The following is a 19,271-nucleotide window of genomic DNA, read 5'->3' as shown; positions in this document are numbered from 1 at the left end:
TGGGAGTCCTTCGGCGCCGCTGGTGTGTGACATCGTTTACATCGGGGCGCAAAAAGGGCCAGGAAAACCGGAGATTACACACGAAAATAAGGGAAAACCTGTATTGTGTTTGACAGGCAAGCGCAGTAAATTTGTCACGATTGTAAAAGGCGGTTGGCCGCAGGTCGCGCCATTTCGTGTAAAATCTTGTCAAGGGCAGCCGATTGGCCGACCAGAAAATCTTCGCCGGACCGCGCATCCGCCGGCTTCGCAACGCCAAGGGCCTGACCCAGACGGCGATGGCCGAAGGGCTGGGCATCTCGCCGTCCTACCTCAACCTCATCGAGCGCAACCAGCGGCCGCTGACGGTGCAGTTGATCCTCAAGCTGGCCTCCGTCTACAAGATCGACCCGCACGAATTGCAGGGCGAGACCAAAGGGTCGATCGCGGCGCTGAAGGAAGTGTTCGGCGATCCGCTGCTGGCCGGCGAACTGCCGGGCGACCAGGAACTGATCGATCTCGCCGAGATTGCTCCCAACGCTTCCGCCGCGATGGTGAAATTGTTTCGCGCCTATCGCGAGCAGGCCGAGCGGCTGTCGGATCTCAACGAGCTCCTGGCGCGGGAGGGCAGGGCGACCGCCCTGTCCGGCACCCGCCTGCCGGTCGATGAAGTGCACGAGACCTTCGAGCGTCGGCCGAACCATTTCGCGACGCTGGAGGAGGAAGCCGAGGCCTTCATTTCGGTGCTCGATCCCGGAGACGACTTGTTCGGCGCGCTGAAGGCCTGGCTGAGGCGCGAGCACGGCATCGTGGTCAAGGTGCTGCCGGTCGCCACCATGCCGAACTGGCGCAGGCGCTACGACCGTCATTCGCAGCGCCTGTTCCTGTCCGAGCGGCTCTCCCCCTTCGATCAGTTGCGCGAGGTCGCCATGGAGGCGAGCCTGATGCGCATGACAGTGGCCGTGGCGGGCGAGATTCAGGCGTTGAAACTCGGCACCGACGAAGCGCGCCGGCTCGCCCGCTTCGAGCTTGGCCGCTATGCCGCGCATGCGCTGATGATGCCTTATCAGACCTTCCACGCGGCGGCTGTGCGCGCCCGCTACGACATCGACGTCTTGCGCTCGCGCTTCGGCGTGTCCTTCGAACAGGCGGCAAACCGCTTGACCATGCTGCAGCGGCCCGGCGCCTCTGGCGTGCCGTTCTTCATGCTGGAGGTCGACAATGCCGGCAACCGCTTCCGCAAGGCGGGCAGCCTGGGCTATCCGCAAAGCCGCTTCGGCGGCGCCTGCCCGAAGCTTCCGGTGCATGCGGCCTTTTCGCAGCCGGGCCGGATCCTGGTCGAGGCGGTGGAAATGCCGGACGGCGCCGAGTTCCTCTGCATCGCCCGCACGCTCGAAGGGCCGCAAGGCGCCTTCTCTGAGCGGCCGCGGCGCACCGCGCTTCTGCTCGGCTGCGACGTCGGCTTTCGCGACGAGATCGTTTACAGCGCGGCGCTGCCCGGACCGTCCGCCGGCAAAGCCGCGCAGGGCACGGCATTCGCGACGCCGGTCGGCCCGGCCTGCAGGCTCTGCGAGCGCGTCGGCTGCCTGGCGCGCGCCGAGCCGCCTGTGACCCGCCCGCTCGGTCTCGACGAGATGGTGACGGGCCTCAGCGCCTTCGATTTCCAGGGATAGTGCCGCCGCTAAGCGTGTAGCGGACTCAGCGGGCGCCATTGGGCTTTGTCCTACATTTCAGCGGATGCTGGATCACGCCGCGCTTCAGTCTTTGCGCTACGCGAATGGAATATAGTCTGGTCGTCCTTGGTGGATCGTGCCGCCCGCAAACCGCTGACAGTCCCCTCCATGACCGATACCGCCTCGCCCCGTGTTGCCTTGCCTGCCGTCTCGCCGCGTGAGGAGCGGATCGGCATGCTGCTGGTCTTCCTGTCGGCGCTGATGTGGAGTTTCGGCGGCACCATCGCCCGCTTCATCCATGTCGGCGACAGCTGGACCGTGGTGTTCTGGCGCTCGCTCTGGGCGGTGGCCTTCCTCATCGCCTTCATGCTTTGGCGCGACGGCGGGCGCGGCACCTTGAAACTGTTCCGCGGCATGGGGCTGCCCGGGCTCGGCGTCGCTCTCTGTTTCGCCACTGCCTCGACGAGCTTCGTGGTGGCGCTTGCCTACACAACAGTCGCGAACATCCTGCTGATGCAGGCCGGCGTGCCTCTTCTGGCTGCCCTGCTTGCCTGGGTATTGTTTCGCGAGCGCGTGAGCCCGGCTACTTGGATCGCCATTGCCGCGGTCATCACCGGCGTCGCCATCATGGTCTCGGAATCCCTTGGCGGCGCCGTCTCGCCGATCGGCGACGGGCTGGCTCTGCTGATTGCGGTGATGTTTTCGGTGGCGACCGTCATCACACGGCGTTTCGCGCATGTGCGCATGGTGCCGGCCAATTGCCTTGCTGCGTTGCTTGCCGGCGTATTCGCTGCCTCGCAAGCTTCGGAATTCGCCGTTTCCGGGCGCGACATGGGTTTCCTCTTCGCCTTCGGCGTCCTCAATCTTGGCGTCGGGCTCGCATTTTTCGCGATGGGGGCGCGGCTCGTTCCGGCCGCCGTTGCGGCGCTGCTTGGCACGTTCGAGCCGATCCTTGGGCCCATCTGGGTCTGGCTGGTCCATGCCGAGGTGCCTTCGGTGCGCACCATCATCGGCGGCGCCGTCGTCGTCACGGCGCTGCTTGTCCATGTCGGGTTTGAATTCAAGCGGCAGACGCGTCCCGAGCGGCCGGGCGTCACCGGCCTGCCGTCTCCCAATTGACGCCGCAGTGTCTTCCCCATTGACAACCCCGTTGCCGGCCGGGCAGGCTGCAATTACGGCAACAACAAGACAGGCGTATCTTGCCAAGTGTCTCAGCCGGCCTCACCGGGGCCGGACCGCATCGTCATATTTCTGCATCCGCCGCGGCGAACGCCGCTGACGCTGCCCGAACATCTTCCTGGGAGGGATGCACGGGCCACAACCACCACTCAACGGTCCGGCGTACCGCCAGGCGCGCGCGCTTGGCGCTCACCGGAAAGCCCAATAGTCTGAACCAAACGCCGTCCCGCGCCCATATCGCGACGAGCCGGCACGGGAACACTCACCAAAGGAGAACATTATGATCCGCAAAGCGCTTTTGCTTTCGGCGACTTCGGCATTCCTGACGCTCTTCACGGTAGGCGGCCATGCCGACGACCGCGTCGTCAACGTCTACAACTGGTCGGACTATATCGACAGCTCGATCATCGACGACTTCACCAAGAAAACCGGCATCAAGGTCGTCTACGACACCTTCGATTCCAACGAGATCCTGGAGACGAAACTGCTGGCCGGCGGCAGCGGCTACGACGTCGTCGTGCCCAGCGCCAACTTCCTTGCGCGCCAGATCCAGGCCGGCGTGTTCCAGAAGCTCGACAAGTCGAAGCTGCCCAACATCTCCAACATGTGGGACGTCATTTTGGAGCGCACCGCCAAGTACGATCCGGGCAACGAGTACTCGGTCAACTACATGTGGGGCACGGTCGGCCTCGGCTACAACGTCAAGAAGGTGCAGGCGGCGCTTGGCACCGACAAGGTCGACAGCTGGGACGTGTTCTTCAATCCGGAGAGCCTGGCCAAGCTGAAGGATTGCGGCGTCTATGTGCTGGATTCGCCGGCCGACATCATTCCGGCGGCGTTGAAATATCTCGGCCTCGACCCGAACAGCACCTCGCCCGACGATATCGCCAAGGCCGAGGAGGCGCTGCTGAAGGTCCGGCCCTATATCCGCAAATTCCATTCGTCGGAATACATCAATGCTCTGGCCAACGGCGACATCTGCCTGGCGGTGGGCTGGTCGGGCGACGTGTTCCAGGCGCGCAACCGCGCCGAGGAAGCCAAGCAGGGTGTCGAGATCGGCTATTCGGTGCCGAAGGAAGGCGCCCAGATGTGGTTCGACCAGATGGCCATCCCGGCCGATGCGCCGCATGTCGCCGATGCGCTCGAGTTCATCAACTACATGATGACGCCGGAAGTCATCGCCAAGTCGTCGAACTACGTGCTCTACGCCAACGGCAACAAGGCCTCGCAGCAGTTCGTCGACAAAGCGCTGCTGGAAGACACCTCGGTCTATCCGGACGAGGAGACGACCAAGAAGCTCTATACCGTGCAGCCATACGATCCCAAGACACAGCGCGTCATCACGCGCACCTGGACCAAGATCGTCACCGGCCAATAAGCGTCGAGACGCGGCCCCCGGCAGCCAACTGCCGGGGTCGCTTCTTTTGAAGCACCAAGAACAAGAACGGAGTGGGGACATGAAATCGCTTGGCAGCATCCGCAGGGATTTCGCGCCATGGAACGATCCGAGCGCCAAGCCTTACATCCAGTTCGACAAGGTGACCAAGAAGTTCGGCGACTTCACCGCGGTCAACAATCTGTCACTGACCATCTTCGAGCGCGAATTCTTCGCCCTGCTTGGCGCCTCGGGCTGCGGCAAGTCGACCCTGCTCAGGATGCTCGCCGGCTTCGAGGAGCCGACGGCAGGCCGCATCCTGCTCGACGGCCAGGACCTGCGCGGCATCCCGCCCTACAAGCGGCCGGTGAACATGATGTTCCAGTCCTACGCGCTGTTCCCACATATGACGGTGGAGAAGAACATCGCCTTCGGCCTCAAGCAGGAAGGCATGCCCGCGCCCGATATCGAAAAGCGCGTCGCCGAGATGCTGAGGTTGGTCAAGCTCGAGCAGTTCGCCAAGCGCAAGCCGCATCAGCTTTCCGGCGGCCAGCGCCAGCGCGTCGCGCTCGCCCGCTCGGTCGCCAAGCGGCCGAAGGTGCTTCTCCTGGACGAGCCGCTCGGCGCGCTCGACAAGAAGCTGCGCGAGGAGACGCAGTTCGAGCTGATGGACCTGCAGCAGGAGCTTGGCCTCACCTTCGTCGTCGTCACCCACGACCAGGAAGAAGCCATGACCATGGCCGACCGCATCGCCATCATGGACAAGGGCGAGGTGATGCAGGTCGCCACGCCGGCGGAAGTCTATGAGGCCCCGACCTCGCGCTTCGTCGCGCATTTCGTCGGCAATGTGAACATGTTCGAGGGCAAGGTCGCCGAGCGAGCGGCGAATACGACGCGCATCACCGGCGCGACCGGGGCGCAGATCGTCGTCGAGAACGCCGCCGAGACCGCCAACGGCGCCGACATCGTCTTCGCGATCAGGCCGGAGAAGATCAAGGTCTCGTCGAAGAAGCCGGCCGACGCCGTCAACGCCCTGGAGGGCGAGATCTACGATGTCGCCTATCTCGGCGACATGACCGTCTATCACATCAGGCTGGACGACGGGCAGATCGTGCGGGCAAGCGCGTTGAACGCGGCGCGCGTCACCGAGGATCCGCTGACCTGGAACGACCGCGCCTGGGTTTCCTTTCGGCCAGATGCCGGCGTCGTGCTGACCAGGTAGGAGCGGGCCATGACCAACATCGCCGCCACGGCTTCTCCACCCACCGCAACCGCTGCAGCATTGCCGGCCAGGCTGGCGAAGGGTTTCGTCGACCGCTTGGTCATCATCATCCCCTATCTCTGGCTGCTCTTCTTCTTCCTCGTCCCTTTCATCATCGTCTTCAAGATCTCGCTGTCGCAGACGGCGATCTCGATGCCGCCCTACACGCCCGTGCTCGATTTCAGCGACGGGGTTTCCGGGTTCTTCGCAGGCTTCCGCGAACTGAACTTCGACAACTACACCTGGCTGACCCAGGACGCGCTCTACTTCAACGCCTATGTGACGAGCCTGATCATCGCCGCCATCTCGACGCTGCTGACGCTGATCGTCGGCTATCCGATCGCCTACGGCATGGCGCGCGCGTCTGCGACGGTACGCCCGACCTTGCTGATGCTGGTGATCCTGCCGTTCTGGACCTCGTTCCTGATCCGCGTCTATGCCTGGATCGGCATCCTCAAGCCGGAAGGGCTGCTCAACCAGGTGCTTCTGTCGTTGCACCTCGTCAGCCAGCCGCTGGTCATCCTCAACACCTACACCGCGATCTTCATCGGCATCGTCTATTCCTACCTGCCCTTCATGGTGCTGCCTCTCTATTCGTCGCTGGAGAAGATGGACTATTCGCTGATCGAGGCGGCGCAGGATCTTGGCTGCCCGCCGACCGGCGCCTTCTGGAAGATCACCTTCCCGCTGTCGCTGCCCGGCGTCATCGCTGGCTGCCTTTTGGTGTTCATCCCGGCCGTCGGTGAATTCGTCATCCCGGACCTTCTCGGCGGTTCGCAGACGCTGATGATCGGCAAGACGCTGTGGAACGAGTTCTTCGCCAACCGCGACTGGCCGGTCTCGTCGGCGGTAGCGGTCATCCTGCTCCTGGTACTGACCGTCCCGATCATGTTCTTCCAGCAGGCCCAGGCGCGCGCCCAGGAGCAAGGCAAATGAACGCCACCTGGAGCCGCTTCAACATCACCTCGATCGTGCTCGGCTTTGCCTTCCTCTATCTGCCGATCGTGCTGCTCATCGTCTTTTCCTTCAACGAATCGAAGCTCGTCACCGTCTGGGGCGGCTTCTCGACCAAATGGTACGTCTCGCTGTTCCACAATCAGGGCCTGATGGACGCCACCTGGGTGACGGCGCGTGTCGGCGTCATCTCGGCCACCGTAGCGACCGTGCTCGGCACGCTGGCCGCGATCACGCTCACGCGCTATACGCGCTTCAGGGGGCGGGTGTTGTTTTCCGGCATGGTTTTTGCGCCGCTGGTCATGCCGGAAGTCATCACCGGCCTGTCGCTGCTACTGCTGTTCGTCGCCGTCGGGCTCGACCGCGGCTTCTTCACGGTGACGCTTGCCCACACCACCTTCACCATGTGTTTCGTGGCCGTCGTCGTGCAGTCGCGCCTGGTCTCCTTCGACCGCTCGCTGGAGGAAGCCGCCATGGACCTCGGCGCGCCGCCGGTGAAGACTTTTTTCCAGATCACCTTGCCGGTCATCATGCCGGCGATCATCTCAGGCTGGATGCTGGCCTTCACGCTGTCGCTCGACGACCTGGTCATCGCCAGTTTCGCTTCCGGCCCGGGCGCAACCACATTGCCGATGAAGATCTACAGCCAGGTGCGCCTTGGCGTGACGCCGGAGATCAACGCCGCCTGCACCATCCTGATCGCGGTGGTCGCGGTCGGCGTCATCATCGCCTCGATCGCCAACAAGCGCCGCGAGGTCCAGCGCCAGCGCGACGAGCAGGCGGCGCAGCGCGGGTGAGGAGGGGACGGGGCGCGCCTTGTCGCCTTGTCCTTCCTATCTCTGGCATGGACTCGCTTGCGCGCTTTGCCAGAATTATTGGCCTGAAACACCCCGGCTGATCGGCGAGATGAACGGCGTGCTCCAGTTGCCGCCAACGAAGAACAATGACTGGTTTGGCGGCTGCGGCGCCTGCACCGCCGCCTGACCGGTGGCGGCTGGCTGCTGCGCCGGCTGTTGCTGCGCGGGCTGCCCGGTCGGAATGATGCCGCCGGAGAGCGCCAGCCCGCGTCCGGCATAGGAGGCGATGCCGGAAAGCCAGATCTTGTACTTCTGCGCATTGACCTCGGCCTTGTCCAGCCTCGCCACGCCTTTCGAGATGCTTGCCTTGATCTCGGCGCCATCGATCGGCAGCGAACCGTCGGCGACATCGTCGAGGGCGAAGAACCCGCCCTGTCCGTTGCGCTTGAGGAAGGCAGGCAGGTTGAGGCCGTTGAGCGAGCCCGGCCCGAACGTCGCCGAGAAGGATCCGTCGGCGTTCTCGAAGATCGAGTCCCAGGCCTTGCCCGGCCCCTTGAGGATGATCGAGACGGTTCCGGTGCCGGCCGGCACCAGCCGCGTCATCCCGGCCGCAGTGGCGAAGGCGCCGGTGTCGACATCCGACGCCAAAAGCCGCATCTCGACCTTGGTGCCGTCCGGCTTGCGGTCGAAACGCAGGCTGCTCTGGATGTTGCCGTTAAAGGCAGAGGCGTCGGAGATGTCGAAGACGGCAAGCCCGTTCTTGACCTGCGCGGTCGCGGCGACATCGGCGAGCTGTATCGGGCCGGCCGTGGCGTGCGCCGCCGACAGCCTGAGATCGAGGTTGATCTTGTCGGCGAAGCTGGTGTCGATCTCGCCGGGGCCGGCTTCGCCGGTGGGAGTGATCGGGGTGAAGGCAGAAAGGAACGATCGAAGGTCGAGCGTGTCGAAGGCAAGCGTGCCGGAAATGACGGGCAGGGCCTCGCTGAATGAAAAGTCCAGCGCTCCCATGCCGGGGTTGTTGTCCAGCGCCACCGTCGTGTTCTCGAATTTCGCCCGTCCCGCCGACGCCGTCACCTTGCTCGCGACCGAGACGGAGCCGATCGCGGCACCCGGCGCGATGCCGGCCTGTGACCATTCAAGCAGGCGTCTGAGCGACGGAGCGGCGAATTTCGCCTGGCCGTCCAGATAGGCGTTCTCCGACATCGACGCCACGCCGTCGAAGGAGAGGGTGGCGGGCGCCGCCTTGAAGGCGAGGGTGACGGGCGCGACGCCTCCGGCAAACAGCACCAGCGGCCTCGCCGAGGAAAAGTCGATCTGGACGCTTTCGCCGCGCCATATGCCGGTCGCCGTGAGCGAGGCGTCGCTGTTCATCGCCGCCCAGTTCACCTGGCCGCTGAGGCTGCTCAGGATCTCGGTTTCCTTGCCGCCCGCCGAGGTCACGACACGGCCGTCGCGGAACTCGACGGTGCCGAACGGATCGGAAGGCAGCCTGCCGAGGTCGGGTTTCTGCGGGTTCGCGGTGACCACGCCGCGCGCCGTGTCGATCGAGCGCGTGATGCGGCCGCCGGAGGGCAGCGGCGGCAAATAGAGGCCGCTCGCCGTGCGCTCGACCCTGATCGTCGGCCGCACCAGTCTCGCCGTCGAGAACGCCACGTCGCCTTGCAGGGCGGCCATGGCAGAGAGGTCGACTTCGACACGCTCGGCTTCGACCACCGGCGGCGCGTCGGTCTCTGTCCATTGCGACAGCGTCACGTCGCTGAGGATTGCCCGGAACTTCGGCCACACCTCGATGCGCGGCGAGCCGTCGATCGTCACGCGAAAACCGCTCCAGGCGCTCAATTCCCAGGCGATACGGTCGCGCACGATCCGCGTCGAGGCAATCAGCGGCAGGGCGGCGACGGCCAGCGCGATGACCAGCACCGCAACACCGATCACCCATACCCCGCGCCGGATCAAAGATGATGGCATTTCGCCCCGTATGCTTCCATTGCCGACAAATCGCCCGACGGGTGTAACCGAGCGCCGACGCTTTTCAAGTCTTTATGGCCCTGCAATGGCATTTGCGCCGCATCCTTGTCGGCCATTCCAACAAAATCTTGCTCTGCTGCGCTGCGGTATGCATAAGCGATAGACCCGTCCGGCCCCGCAACGGCACGCCGGTTTTGGGACAACGACGTAGGCGACGTCAGGCTTAACTGCCGCAATCGCGACGCGCCCTGGGAGGAACGATCATGGCCGCCGACACCCCCTTGTGGACGCCGACGCAGGACAAGATCGCCTCCGCGCCGATGACCGCCTTCATGAAAGCTGCCGAAGCGAAATCGGGGAAGGCTTTTTCCAGCTATGCCGAGCTGCATCGCTGGTCGATCGACGATCGCGAGGCGTTCTGGAGCCTGGTCTGGGATTTTTGCGGGCTTGTCGGCGACAAAGGCGAGCGGGCGCTTATCGACGGCGAGAAGATGCCGGGCGCGGCCTTCTTTCCCGACGCCAAGCTCAATTTCGCCGAGAACCTCTTGAAGAAGACCGGCGGCGGTCTGGCCATCGTCTTTCGCGGCGAGGACAAGGTCGAGCACCGGCTGTCCTGGAATGAGCTTCATGCGCTCACCTCGCGCCTGCAGCAGCTCTTCCTGTCGCTTGGGGTCGGAGAGGGCGACCGCATCGCCGCCATGATGCCCAACATGCCCGAGACCGTCGCCGCCATGCTGGCCGCAGCCTCGATCGGCGCGGTCTGGTCCTCCTGTTCGCCCGATTTCGGCGAACAGGGCGTGCTCGACCGTTTCGGCCAGATCGAGCCGGTCGTCTTCATCGCGCCCGACGGTTATTGGTACAACGGCAAGGCCATCGAGGTCGCCGACAAGGTCCGCGTGGTGGCCGAGAAACTCACGACGGTGCGCAAGGTGCTGATCGTCGACTATCTCGGCACGTCCTCCGATGTCGCCGCCACCATCGACAAGGCAGCGGCGCTCGAAGAAGCGCTTTCGCCCTTCGCCGCCAAGCCGCTCGCCTTCGAGCGGCTGCGGTTTTCGCACCCGCTCTACATCCTGTTCTCCTCCGGCACCACCGGGATCCCGAAATGCATCGTGCATTCGGCTGGCGGCACATTGATCCAGCATGTCAAGGAGCATCGCCTGCATGCCGGCCTGCTCGACGGCGATCGCTTCTTCTACTTCACCACCTGCGGCTGGATGATGTGGAACTGGCTGGTCTCGGGCCTCGCCTCGGGGGCGACGCTTCTGCTCTATGACGGCTCGCCCTTCTATCCTGACGGCAACACGCTGTTCGATTTCGCCGATGCGGAGGAGATGACCCATTTCGGCACCTCGGCGAAGTTCATCGATTCCGTCCGCAAGGCGGGGCTGAGGCCGATCAAGAGCCATGACCTCGAGAGCGTGCGCACCATCTCCTCCACCGGATCGCCGCTGTCGCCGGAGGATTTCCGCTTCGTCTATGACGGCATCAAGGAGGACGTGCACCTGGCCTCGGTCTCAGGCGGCACCGACATCGTTTCCTGCTTCGTGCTCGGCGTGCCGATAGAACCGGTCTGGACCGGAGAGATCCAGGGGCCGGGTCTCGGCCTCGCTGTCGATGTGTGGGACGATGACGGCAGGCCGATCCGGCGGGAGAAGGGCGAGCTCGTCTGCACGAAAGCCTTCCCGTCGATGCCGATCGGCTTCTGGAACGATCCGGAAGGCAAGAAATATCACGCGGCCTATTTCGAGCGCTTCGACAATATCTGGTGCCATGGCGACTTCGCCGAATGGACGGCGCATGGCGGCATGATCATCCATGGCCGCTCCGACGCCACGCTCAATCCGGGTGGGGTGAGGATCGGCACGGCGGAGATCTACAATCAGGTCGAGCAGATGCCGGAAATCCTGGAGGCGCTGTGCATCGGCCAGGATTTCGACAATGACGTGCGCGTTGTCCTGTTCGTGCGGTTGGCCGCCGGCGTGAGGCTCGACGAGGATTTGGAAAAGCGCATCCGCGCCAGGATCCGCACCGGCGCCAGCCCCCGCCATGTGCCGGCCAAGATCGTAGCCGTCACCGATATCCCGCGGACCAAATCGGGCAAGATCACCGAACTCGCGGTGCGCGACGTCGTCCACGGCCGCGCCATCAAAAACATGGAAGCGCTCGCCAATCCGGAAGCGCTCGAGCTGTTCAGGAATTTGCCGCAGTTGGCTAGCTAGAGCCAAACGGATTATCGCCAGCAGAGGGTTTCCTGGTTGTGCCCTTCGCGGTCGTCATCCTAGGGCGGAGCAAGGAGCGAAGCGACGCGCGCAGACCCTAGGATCCATTCCGTGACGCTAAAGCATTGCAACGTTTATAGAATTCTGCTCCCGCTGCACTCTTCGGTCGAGGTAACGGCATGGATCCTTGGGTCTCCGCGACGGAGCTTCGCTCCTGCTTCGCCCAAGGATGACGACGTCGCGAGGGCTTCGGCTAATCGCCAAGGCTCGCGGTATGTCAGGCCGTAGAGCGGCACCGCATAGTTAACAAAAAGTGGCGATCGAATTTACCTAGATTTCACGAGTGGTACACATTCGTAAATTTTTTCGGCCTCCGGTAAGGACTTGTTAAGGGACGGCGCCGATAGTCGCGTGTAACTTGAGGGAGAAATCCCGTTCCTCGTCCCCTGAGGTTCAGATTCGCTCAAGCCCCCGTTGTGACAGCAATCCCATCTTTCAAGGCGTCCATTGGACGCCTTTTTCTTTTGGGCTCGACTATTCGGCCAGCACGCGCGTCGAGGGGAAGCCGACCTCGACCAGCGTGCCTTCGCCGGGCGTGGAGGTGATGGTGAAACGGGCGCGGTTGGCCTCCACCATCGCCTTGGTCAGCGGCAGCCCGAGGCCGGTGCCGTCGCCGCGGCCGCGCTTCAGCGCATTGATCTGCTTGAACGGCTTCAGCGCCTGCTCGATCTCGGCCTGGGTCATGCCGATGCCGGTGTCGCGCACCCGCATGACGACGTCGCCGGAGGCCTCGTAGGCGGTGGAGACGATTACCTGGCCGCCGGCCTGCGTGTAGCGGATGGCGTTGGACAGGATGTTGAGCGCGATCTGGCGCACGCTTCTCAAATCCGCCACCACTTCCGGCAGCCGCGAGGCGAAGCTCGAGCGGATGATGACGCGCTCGCGGTTGGCTTGCGGCTGCATCATCGCCACCGTCTCGGCCAGCGTGTCGTTGAGCGACACCGCCTCGTAGGCCATCTCCTGCTGGCCGGCCTCGATCTTGGAGATATCCAAGAGGTCGTTGACGAGGTCGAGAACGTGATTGCCCGAACGGTTGATGTCGCGCAGATAGTCGCGGTAGCGGTCGTTGGCGATCGGGCCGAACTTCTCGTCCACCATCAGTTCGGAAAAGCCGATGATGGCGTTGAGCGGCGTGCGGATTTCATGGCTGATGCGGGCGAGGAAATCCGTCTTCTGCGAGGAGGCGCGCTCGGCCACGGCGCGCGCCTGGGTGAGATCCTCCTCGGCGCGCTTCCACTGTGTGATGTCGCGGACGACGGCGCAGAAGCCGCTGTCGTTGGGCAGCCTGCCGATGGTCATGAACAGCGGGATGAAACGCCCCTGCGCCTCGCGGCCGATGACCTCACGGCCGTCATTGAGCAGGCTGGCCACGCCCGGCTCGGAAAGGCCGGCCAGATAGTCGCGCGCCGCGCGCTGGCTTTCGATGGCGAACAGCGAGGCAAAGGGCTTGCCGGCGATCTCGTCGCTGTCGAAGCCGAAGAGGGCTTCCGCCGGGCGGCTGATCGAGCCGATATTGCCGTCGCGGCCGATCAGCACCACGCCGTCGGTGGCGGTGTCGATGATGGTGCGCATTTCGGCGATGCGCGACTTGAGCTCCGAAACGTCCGGCTGCTGGCTCGGCTCGTCATTCGCCGCGCTGAAATGCGCCGCCGGCGCTTCGTCCTCGCCCGAGCGGCGCACCACCAGCATCAGCGCCTTGCCGCCGCGCCACGGCACGGAACGCAACAGCGCATCGATCGGGAATTCCTGACCCTGGCGGGTCGTGAGCTTCAGTGAGCGGTCGCTTTCGTCGGCCTCGCCATCGTCGGCGTAATGGTCGGCGAACAGCGCGCCCAGCCCGCCCGCATCGGCAAGGTCCTCCAGCGTGTCATAGCGGGTGAGCTCAAGGAACGCGTGATTGGCGTAATGTAGCACATCACCGGAATGGATGAGCAGCGGCACCGGAAGCCTGGCGATGATCGACGTGTCGGGTGCCCTGGATTCCTCCCCGGTGGAGAAAGCCGACGGCACGAAGCCTTCGAGCTTGAGCAGGGGCACCGTGAGGCGCGGCCGTTCCGGTGACGCGGCTTTCGCTTCGCCGGGCTGTCCAGCTTCGGGCAGGGCGCTGTCGGGTCCGGCCCAGTCCTCGCTGTCTTCCGCGTCGCGGAAATCGTCGGCGGTCATGCTGTCGTCGTCAGCGCCGGCGTCAGGCGCCTCGGCCGGCGGTTCATCGTCGGTCTTCTCGCGCCCGGCATAGTTGAGCAGCGAACCGGACGCGGGTGGCGTATCGTCTTCCTCACCGACGGTCTCGGAAGCATCGTCGATGCCGTCGAGCCGAGCCAGGTCCTTCTGATCTTCCGCCTCGGTCTCCGCCTCGGCCGTCTCGACGGCCTCGGCCTCGGGCTGCGCTTGATTATCTTCCCGTGGGGCAGGCTCTTGCCCGGTCGCGTCGGGCGCGTTCAGATCATATTCGCCGGTCTTCCTCTCGCCGGCCTTCGGCTCGGCCGCGGGACCGGCCTTGTCGGCGGGCGCGGTCGCATCAGGCTGCTTTTCAGCGCCGGCGGTTTCGCCAGTCGTCGGCTCGGCCGGGCCGGAACTGTCCTTCCGCAGCCGCTCGCCGATCTCGCGAAAGGCGCTGCGCTCGAGGATCGACAGGCCCTTGTCAGGTCCCGGCTGCCTGTCATTTTCCGGTTGCTTGTCGTTCGCCGGCTGCCTGTGCTCGGCCAGCCGGATCACCTTGTCGGCATAGCGCCGCTCCGGCTTCGGCACGATCGTCAGCGCCGGTACCTCGCCCTGGAACGGGTCGGCGGGCTTCGGCGGCTCGGCCGCCGGCTGCCCGGCGGCAGGTTGGGGTTTGGCCGGTGCGGCGCCATTGGGCACAAGCGCCATGCCCAGCGCTTCCGGATCGACAACGGCGTCGGCGCTGCGCGCGACGCCGAAGCCGCGAAAACCCTCGAAGGCGCGGCCGCGGCCATAGACCGGTAGCGCCGCCAGATCGACGGGGATCTTCAGGTCCATGCCGGCCACCGGCCAAAGCACCGAGCGCCCCGACCAGGTATCGCGCCGCTCGAGCAGGGTGGCGATCTCGCCCGATGCGTCGAGACCGAAAGTCGTGGCGACATCCCTGAAGCGGCGGCCGATCACATCGGCGGCCGGCTTGCCGACGATGTCGGCGAATTCCGGCGACAGCGCGCTGAACTTGCCTTCGGCGTCGGTGCGCCAGACGAAACGCAGCGGCGGCGCCGAACGGTCGATAGCGCGAGCCGCGGCCGGCTCTGCCGGCGGCGCGATTTCGGCGGCGTCCTGCTGGCTTTCGACCGCGGCATCCGTCGGTTCGACCCGTGCCGGCGCTTCCGGTTCGGGCCGCCCCGCGTCGTCGCCGCCGGCGTTGAAATACCAATGGTCATGCTGCGCGGGGCCGGTATCGTCAGCCTGCTTGCCTGCCTCGGCGCTGGTATCGTTCTCGCGGGCGGGCTCGGCTTCGCTGGCGGCGCTCTTGTCTTCGGAGATGGTGGACGCGCTTTCCGACGCTGCCGCCTGATCGCCACCAGGCCGGTCGTCCTGCCGGCCGTCGAGTTGCTCCTCGTCGATCACCACCAGCAGATGGCGCTGGTCGGTGAGCCGCGCGAAACCGGCCGGGTAGGAGGTGTTTGCACCGGGAACAAGGCGCTTGACGATGCGGTCTCCAGCGCTTGCCACGTCCGCGACAAGGGCAGCCAGGGTCTCCGGCTTGATGCCGAGCGCGATAAAACCCTCCGAGGCCGCCTCGATGTGGCCTTGGGCATCGACGAAGGCAATGAAATGCCCAGCCTCGGTGAAGCCGCCGATGGCGCGGCTGGCGATTTCGTCCGCACTGCGCGAACCGGTCTGCGCCGCCGGCATCGCCAGCATGATCGCCTTTTCGCCGTCCGGCATCGTAACCGCGCTGGCGAGCAAGCCGACGGCACGGCTCACTATGCCGGTCGCCAGCCTGACGGTGATGGCGCGGTCGCTGCCGATGTCCGGAAAGCCGCTGGTCGCCATGATCTGCCGCCTGGCGATCAGCGGCAATTGCGCCGAGGCGCCGATGATGGCCTCGATATCCGGATAGCCGAACACCGCGGCACCTGGCCCGTTGGCCCAGATCACTTGCTCTAGGTCGGCCGACAATATGGCAAGCGCGTCGCCGGCGGCAAAGCGCTGGCGCACCGCATCGAGCACGGCGACGTCGAGGAAGGAGTAGTTTTCAGGCGGCATGCGCTGGCGAACCCTCCGCAAGCGGGCATTTTCGGTTAACGCTTTGTTAATAAAAGCGCACGGGACGAAGGTCCACAAGCCATGCCGTGCAACGACCGAAATCTCTGGGCTCGTGGTTAACGGCGGGGCGATTTTCATGGTGCGCTGCAACAAAGATGTTGCATTGCACAAAAACTGCCTTTATATTGCCATCATACATGAACGAGACGGCTTTCTGTCAAAGCCGCTATCCCGAAAGGTTGGAAAATGTCCAAGACTGCCAAGACCGCTGAGACCATCGAGAACGTTGAATTCCCGAGCTTCGACGCTTCCAAGGCCACCGACCAGATCCGCGCCTTCGCCGAGAAGGGCGTTGAGCAGTCGAAAGAGGCCTATGCCAAGCTGAAGAACGGCGCCGAGGAGACCCAGAAGGTTCTGGAGTCGACCTACGAGACCGCCAAGACCGTTTCCGGCGACTTGTCGCTCAAGACCATCGCCATCCTGCGCGCCAACGCCGAGGCCAGCTTCTCGCATCTCGAAGCCCTGGTCGGCGCCAAGACGCTCTCCGAGGTCGTCGAGCTGCAGACCGCCTTCCTGCGCAAGCGCGCCGAGATGGCCGTCGAGCAGGCCAAGGACTTCCAGACCGTCGCTTCCAAGGCCGTCGAGGACGTCTCCAAGCCGGTGAAGACCGCTTTCGAGAAGGCGTTCAAGGACAGCAAGGCGGCCTGATTTCAGGTCGCAACCTTACGATGCATCAAAACGTCGCATTTCGTCAGACAAATAGATGTGCGACGAATTGATCGAATGAATACCCGGAGGGCGAAACCTCCTCCCTTCTCTCTCCGGGGTGACCAGCCAGCTCCTCCTCCCGCTGGCTCGTAACAGGAAAAGGCCGGCACCTCCTCCCGCCGGCCTTTTCTTTTGCCTGGATAAATGGTGCCCGGTGCGCCGAACCGGCCTTTGCCTCATCAAAGGCCTTGAATTAGACTCTGATAGCCCGTATTGGACGCATCGCCGACGACAGAGCCGACGCGGAGAATGATTTCTTCTCGAGTTGCGCTCAGGCGGATGTGCCGTTGTAGCTCAGTTGGTTAGAGCACCAGATTGTGGATCTGGGGGTCGCTGGTTCGAGCCCAGCCAACGGTACCATCGGTTTCTCAGGTAAGCCGCTGATTTTCCAGCATAAATTGCGATATTCGATGAAGGGCCTTGCGCCCGTTTGCGCTTTTGTGTCCCATATTGTGCTACCTATTGTGATACAAATGGATAGCAGGAACCGTGGGACGAAGACGTGCTAACCGGCCGATCATCAACGCGAACTTTTGGGTCCGTTCCGATTGTTGGGTGCCGAGCACCTCTCTACGAACCGGCGATGAGGTTGATCTTCGCGGCCATGATGAAGTCATTCTCGTGCAATCCCTTGATCTTGTGAGTCTGCAGCGAGACTGCCGCATAACCCCAGCCGAAGCAGATGTCGGGATGATGCCCTTCTTCTTCCGCCAATCGGGCAACTTTGTCGACGAAGCCGAGCGATTGACGGAAATCCGCAAATTTGAAGTTGCGGCGCAGCAGGCGCGCCTCCTCCAGTTCCCAGCCAGGGGTCTGGGACAGATAGCCCTCGGCTGCCTCCTGCGTTAGCGGCGCAACACCGCCGCGGCAGGGCGTACAGGTTTTCTGAGCAATACCATCGGTCATGACAACCTCCCTTCGTGCTCATTCCGGGATAGCGATCGCGTTTATCACCTCACCCGGTATTTGCTCGCATAATGCTTGGCCAGAACCTTGCGAGTCTGCTCGGCAAGCCGTTTGTTGCCGGTCTTCGCCCGCGCCTTGTCATTGCCTTTTCGCAGCTTCGGCAGATCGGCGCCCGGGCCTCGTTTCGTTGATTTGCGCATCGCAATAGATCAACGCCGTGACGGACAACCGGTTTCGTTCAAAGGACGATCTTCACAGGACTGCCGATCGCGAGACCGAGCTCGCCGTCCGCGCGCCCTTGATTGACAGCAATCTCTGCAAGTCCGTTCGAGTTCTCGTACCAAAAGGCCGTGCCCGGCGGCCGATCGCCGAAGGTCGTCGCGCCCTCCAGCACGCGGTCTGCAGCGGCGAGCCTCGCGCCTGCCGGTAGCCTGGCCGCTCTCAGGCCGGTCATGGCATTGCCGAAATGGTCGATATAGACGATCTCGGCGAGGTCCTCCGGCCAGTCTCTACGGCGATCTGCTTCATCCAGGCGCGGCCTGCCGGGCGGAGGCTCACGGCGTGCCAGCATGGCCGCGACCGGGGCAAACAGGTCACGCCCGTAAAAGCTGGCAGACAGGCGCTTTGGCTTCCAGTCGATATCCCAGATGAACGTATCAGCCGCGCGGCGCTGGATCAGCTCGAACAGGCCGTTGCCGGGGCCGACATACCAGCGACCGTCGGCCTCGACGATGACCGACGGGCGCGGCCCTCCGACGCCTGGATCGACGACGCAGAGAAAGACGGTCCCCGCAGGAAACCACTGCGCGTAGACCGCCAGCAGGTAGGCCGACGCCTTGGGATTGCCGACCGGCGCGTCGGAGAAGAGGTCGATCGCGGGGATGCCCGGCGCCATCTGGTGCAACATAGCCTTCATCTGACCCGTGTAGGGGCCATCCAAGCCGAAATCCGTGAACAAGACAATCATGGGCCGGCACCGACCGCGCTGCGATGGACATACAGATAGTCGGCCGGAAGGCGCATCCGCCGGCAGGCCTGAACGGCCGGGTTGGTTTCCATAACGAGGCGATCCGCCAAAGCCCCTGCCTGCCGGACTGCCTCGGCTTCCCACCTGTGCAAGCCGTGCCCGGTGAGCCCCAACAGCGCCTGCATCCAATCAGGCACCAGATCAACGGCAGCCGCTACCAGCAGGTGCTGTGCCGGCCTCAGCGGCAGCGGCAGGATAGGCGCCGAACGCATGATGGCGAGAAATTCGAGCACAATGGCCGAGCGCTCCAGCCGTCCGGCTGTCGCATGGAACAGCGCTTCAAGCTCGGCTTCCGATCCCGGCGCGCCCGTGGCGCCGAAAAGGCGCGCGGCGGGAACGCCGTCGGCATAACAGCGGTCGCGCTCCGATGCGGAGAGCTGCCGCACATAGGTGTGATAAGCTTGGACGAAGCCGTACGCCGCCGTGCCCTGAACCCAGTTCAGAAGGTCGGGGTCATTGGCGCAATACGTTTCGCCAGACGATGTCACGCCTGTGACCCGGTCGTGTATCCGCCGAACGCGGGCGATCATGGCCTCGGCCGTGGTGCGGGAACCGTAGATCGTCACCATGGCAGCGAGCCCCGTGCTGTGCAGTCGCCGAATTGGATTCAGGCGGAAAGACGTATGCTCCCATACGCCAGTGCGCACGCGCGGTTCTGCAAGCTCCATGATCACGGCGGTGACGCCGCCGATGAACAGCGAAAGCGGGTTCTTGAACACGCGCCACGACACGGAGTCCGGCGATATCAGTCCGGCCTCGCCGATCGGTCGCGAGAAATCGATGTGAGGCCGGTCGCCGGGCTGCAGCACCGCCCGGGTTATCGCCTCCAAGAGGCTTTGCAACGGCCAAGGCAGGACGATCGGCGTGGTCATGGCAACGAGCGCCAT

At 64.2% G+C, this 19,271-nt stretch carries 14 protein-coding genes and 1 tRNA gene; 9 read left to right on the top strand and 6 right to left on the bottom strand.

Going from position 1 to position 19,271, the window contains the following annotated elements:
- The first annotated feature begins 203 nt into the window (after nt 1–203).
- The 6 genes from ABID26_RS28525 to ABID26_RS28500 all read left to right on the top strand — a co-directional run bounded on the left by ABID26_RS28525 (nt 204) and on the right by ABID26_RS28500 (nt 7,218).
- Nucleotides 204–1,652, top strand: a complete 1,449-nt coding sequence (locus ABID26_RS28525) for a helix-turn-helix domain-containing protein (RefSeq protein ID WP_292372009.1) — start codon at nt 204–206, stop codon at nt 1,650–1,652.
- Nucleotides 1,653–1,820: 168 nt separating this feature from the next.
- Nucleotides 1,821–2,771: a DMT family transporter gene (locus tag ABID26_RS28520; RefSeq protein ID WP_292372007.1), complete on the top strand. Its 951-nt coding sequence runs from the start codon at nt 1,821–1,823 to the stop codon at nt 2,769–2,771.
- Between the two features lie 340 nt (nt 2,772–3,111).
- Complete coding sequence (locus ABID26_RS28515; RefSeq protein ID WP_126101971.1) at nt 3,112–4,209, top strand: polyamine ABC transporter substrate-binding protein; 1,098 nt, start codon at nt 3,112–3,114, stop codon at nt 4,207–4,209.
- A gap of 79 nt (nt 4,210–4,288) precedes the next feature.
- The gene (locus tag ABID26_RS28510) at nt 4,289–5,428 is read left to right on the top strand and encodes an ABC transporter ATP-binding protein (RefSeq protein WP_292372005.1); all 1,140 of its coding nucleotides are present in this window, start codon (nt 4,289–4,291) and stop codon (nt 5,426–5,428) included.
- A 9-nt stretch (nt 5,429–5,437) separates the two neighbouring features.
- On the top strand, nt 5,438–6,403 hold the full coding sequence (locus ABID26_RS28505) for an ABC transporter permease subunit (protein WP_292372003.1): 966 nt from the start codon (nt 5,438–5,440) through the stop codon (nt 6,401–6,403).
- The gene (locus tag ABID26_RS28500) at nt 6,400–7,218 is read left to right on the top strand and encodes an ABC transporter permease (RefSeq protein ID WP_292372001.1); all 819 of its coding nucleotides are present in this window, start codon (nt 6,400–6,402) and stop codon (nt 7,216–7,218) included. Before ABID26_RS28505 ends, ABID26_RS28500 begins: the two co-directional genes overlap by 4 nt.
- 75 nt (nt 7,219–7,293) lie before the next feature.
- Here ABID26_RS28500 and ABID26_RS28495 read toward each other — a convergent pair whose 3' ends face one another.
- Complete coding sequence (locus tag ABID26_RS28495) at nt 7,294–9,186, bottom strand: AsmA family protein (RefSeq protein ID WP_292368900.1); 1,893 nt, start codon at nt 9,184–9,186, stop codon at nt 7,294–7,296.
- A 263-nt stretch (nt 9,187–9,449) separates the two neighbouring features.
- Between ABID26_RS28495 and ABID26_RS28490 the strand changes: the two genes are divergently transcribed.
- A complete protein-coding gene (locus ABID26_RS28490) occupies nt 9,450–11,408 on the top strand; it encodes an acetoacetate--CoA ligase (protein ID WP_292371999.1) in 1,959 nt (652 codons plus the stop codon).
- 534 nt (nt 11,409–11,942) lie between these two features.
- Here the strand turns inward: ABID26_RS28490 and ABID26_RS28485 are convergent.
- Nucleotides 11,943–15,683, bottom strand: coding sequence for a histidine kinase dimerization/phospho-acceptor domain-containing protein (locus ABID26_RS28485; RefSeq protein WP_292371997.1), 3,741 nt, complete (start codon nt 15,681–15,683; stop codon nt 11,943–11,945).
- 246 nt (nt 15,684–15,929) lie between these two features.
- Between ABID26_RS28485 and ABID26_RS28480 the strand changes: the two genes are divergently transcribed.
- Nucleotides 15,930–16,391 carry a phasin gene (locus tag ABID26_RS28480; protein WP_059186110.1) on the top strand — a complete coding sequence of 154 codons (462 nt, stop codon included), beginning with the start codon at nt 15,930–15,932 and terminating at the stop codon, nt 16,389–16,391.
- Between the two features lie 343 nt (nt 16,392–16,734).
- Nucleotides 16,735–16,811, top strand: a tRNA-His gene (locus tag ABID26_RS28475).
- 210 nt (nt 16,812–17,021) lie between these two features.
- On the opposite strand, the gene ABID26_RS28470 is transcribed toward ABID26_RS28475, so the two are convergent.
- Genes ABID26_RS28470 through ABID26_RS28455 form a run of 4 tightly spaced genes read right to left on the bottom strand, consistent with a single transcriptional unit; the run spans nt 17,022 to nt 19,256 of the window.
- Nucleotides 17,022–17,357 carry a 4a-hydroxytetrahydrobiopterin dehydratase gene (locus ABID26_RS28470; protein ID WP_126101964.1) on the bottom strand — a complete coding sequence of 112 codons (336 nt, stop codon included), beginning with the start codon at nt 17,355–17,357 and terminating at the stop codon, nt 17,022–17,024.
- Nucleotides 17,358–17,401: 44 nt separating this feature from the next.
- Nucleotides 17,402–17,557 carry a hypothetical protein gene (locus ABID26_RS28465; protein ID WP_292371995.1) on the bottom strand — a complete coding sequence of 52 codons (156 nt, stop codon included), beginning with the start codon at nt 17,555–17,557 and terminating at the stop codon, nt 17,402–17,404.
- Nucleotides 17,558–17,595: 38 nt separating this feature from the next.
- Nucleotides 17,596–18,324, bottom strand: coding sequence for an SAM hydrolase/SAM-dependent halogenase family protein (locus tag ABID26_RS28460; RefSeq protein WP_292371993.1), 729 nt, complete (start codon nt 18,322–18,324; stop codon nt 17,596–17,598).
- Entirely contained in the window at nt 18,321–19,256 is a 936-nt protein-coding gene (locus ABID26_RS28455; protein WP_354417201.1) for an oxygenase MpaB family protein, read from the bottom strand. Before ABID26_RS28455 ends, ABID26_RS28460 begins: the two co-directional genes overlap by 4 nt.
- Nucleotides 19,257–19,271 lie beyond the last annotated feature (15 nt).

The organism is Mesorhizobium shonense, from assembly GCF_040545255.1.
Classification (GTDB): Bacteria; Pseudomonadota; Alphaproteobacteria; order Rhizobiales; family Rhizobiaceae; genus Mesorhizobium; species Mesorhizobium shonense.
The sequence above is the reverse complement of the archived record's forward strand: the minus strand, read 5'-3'. Positions and strand labels throughout refer to the sequence as shown.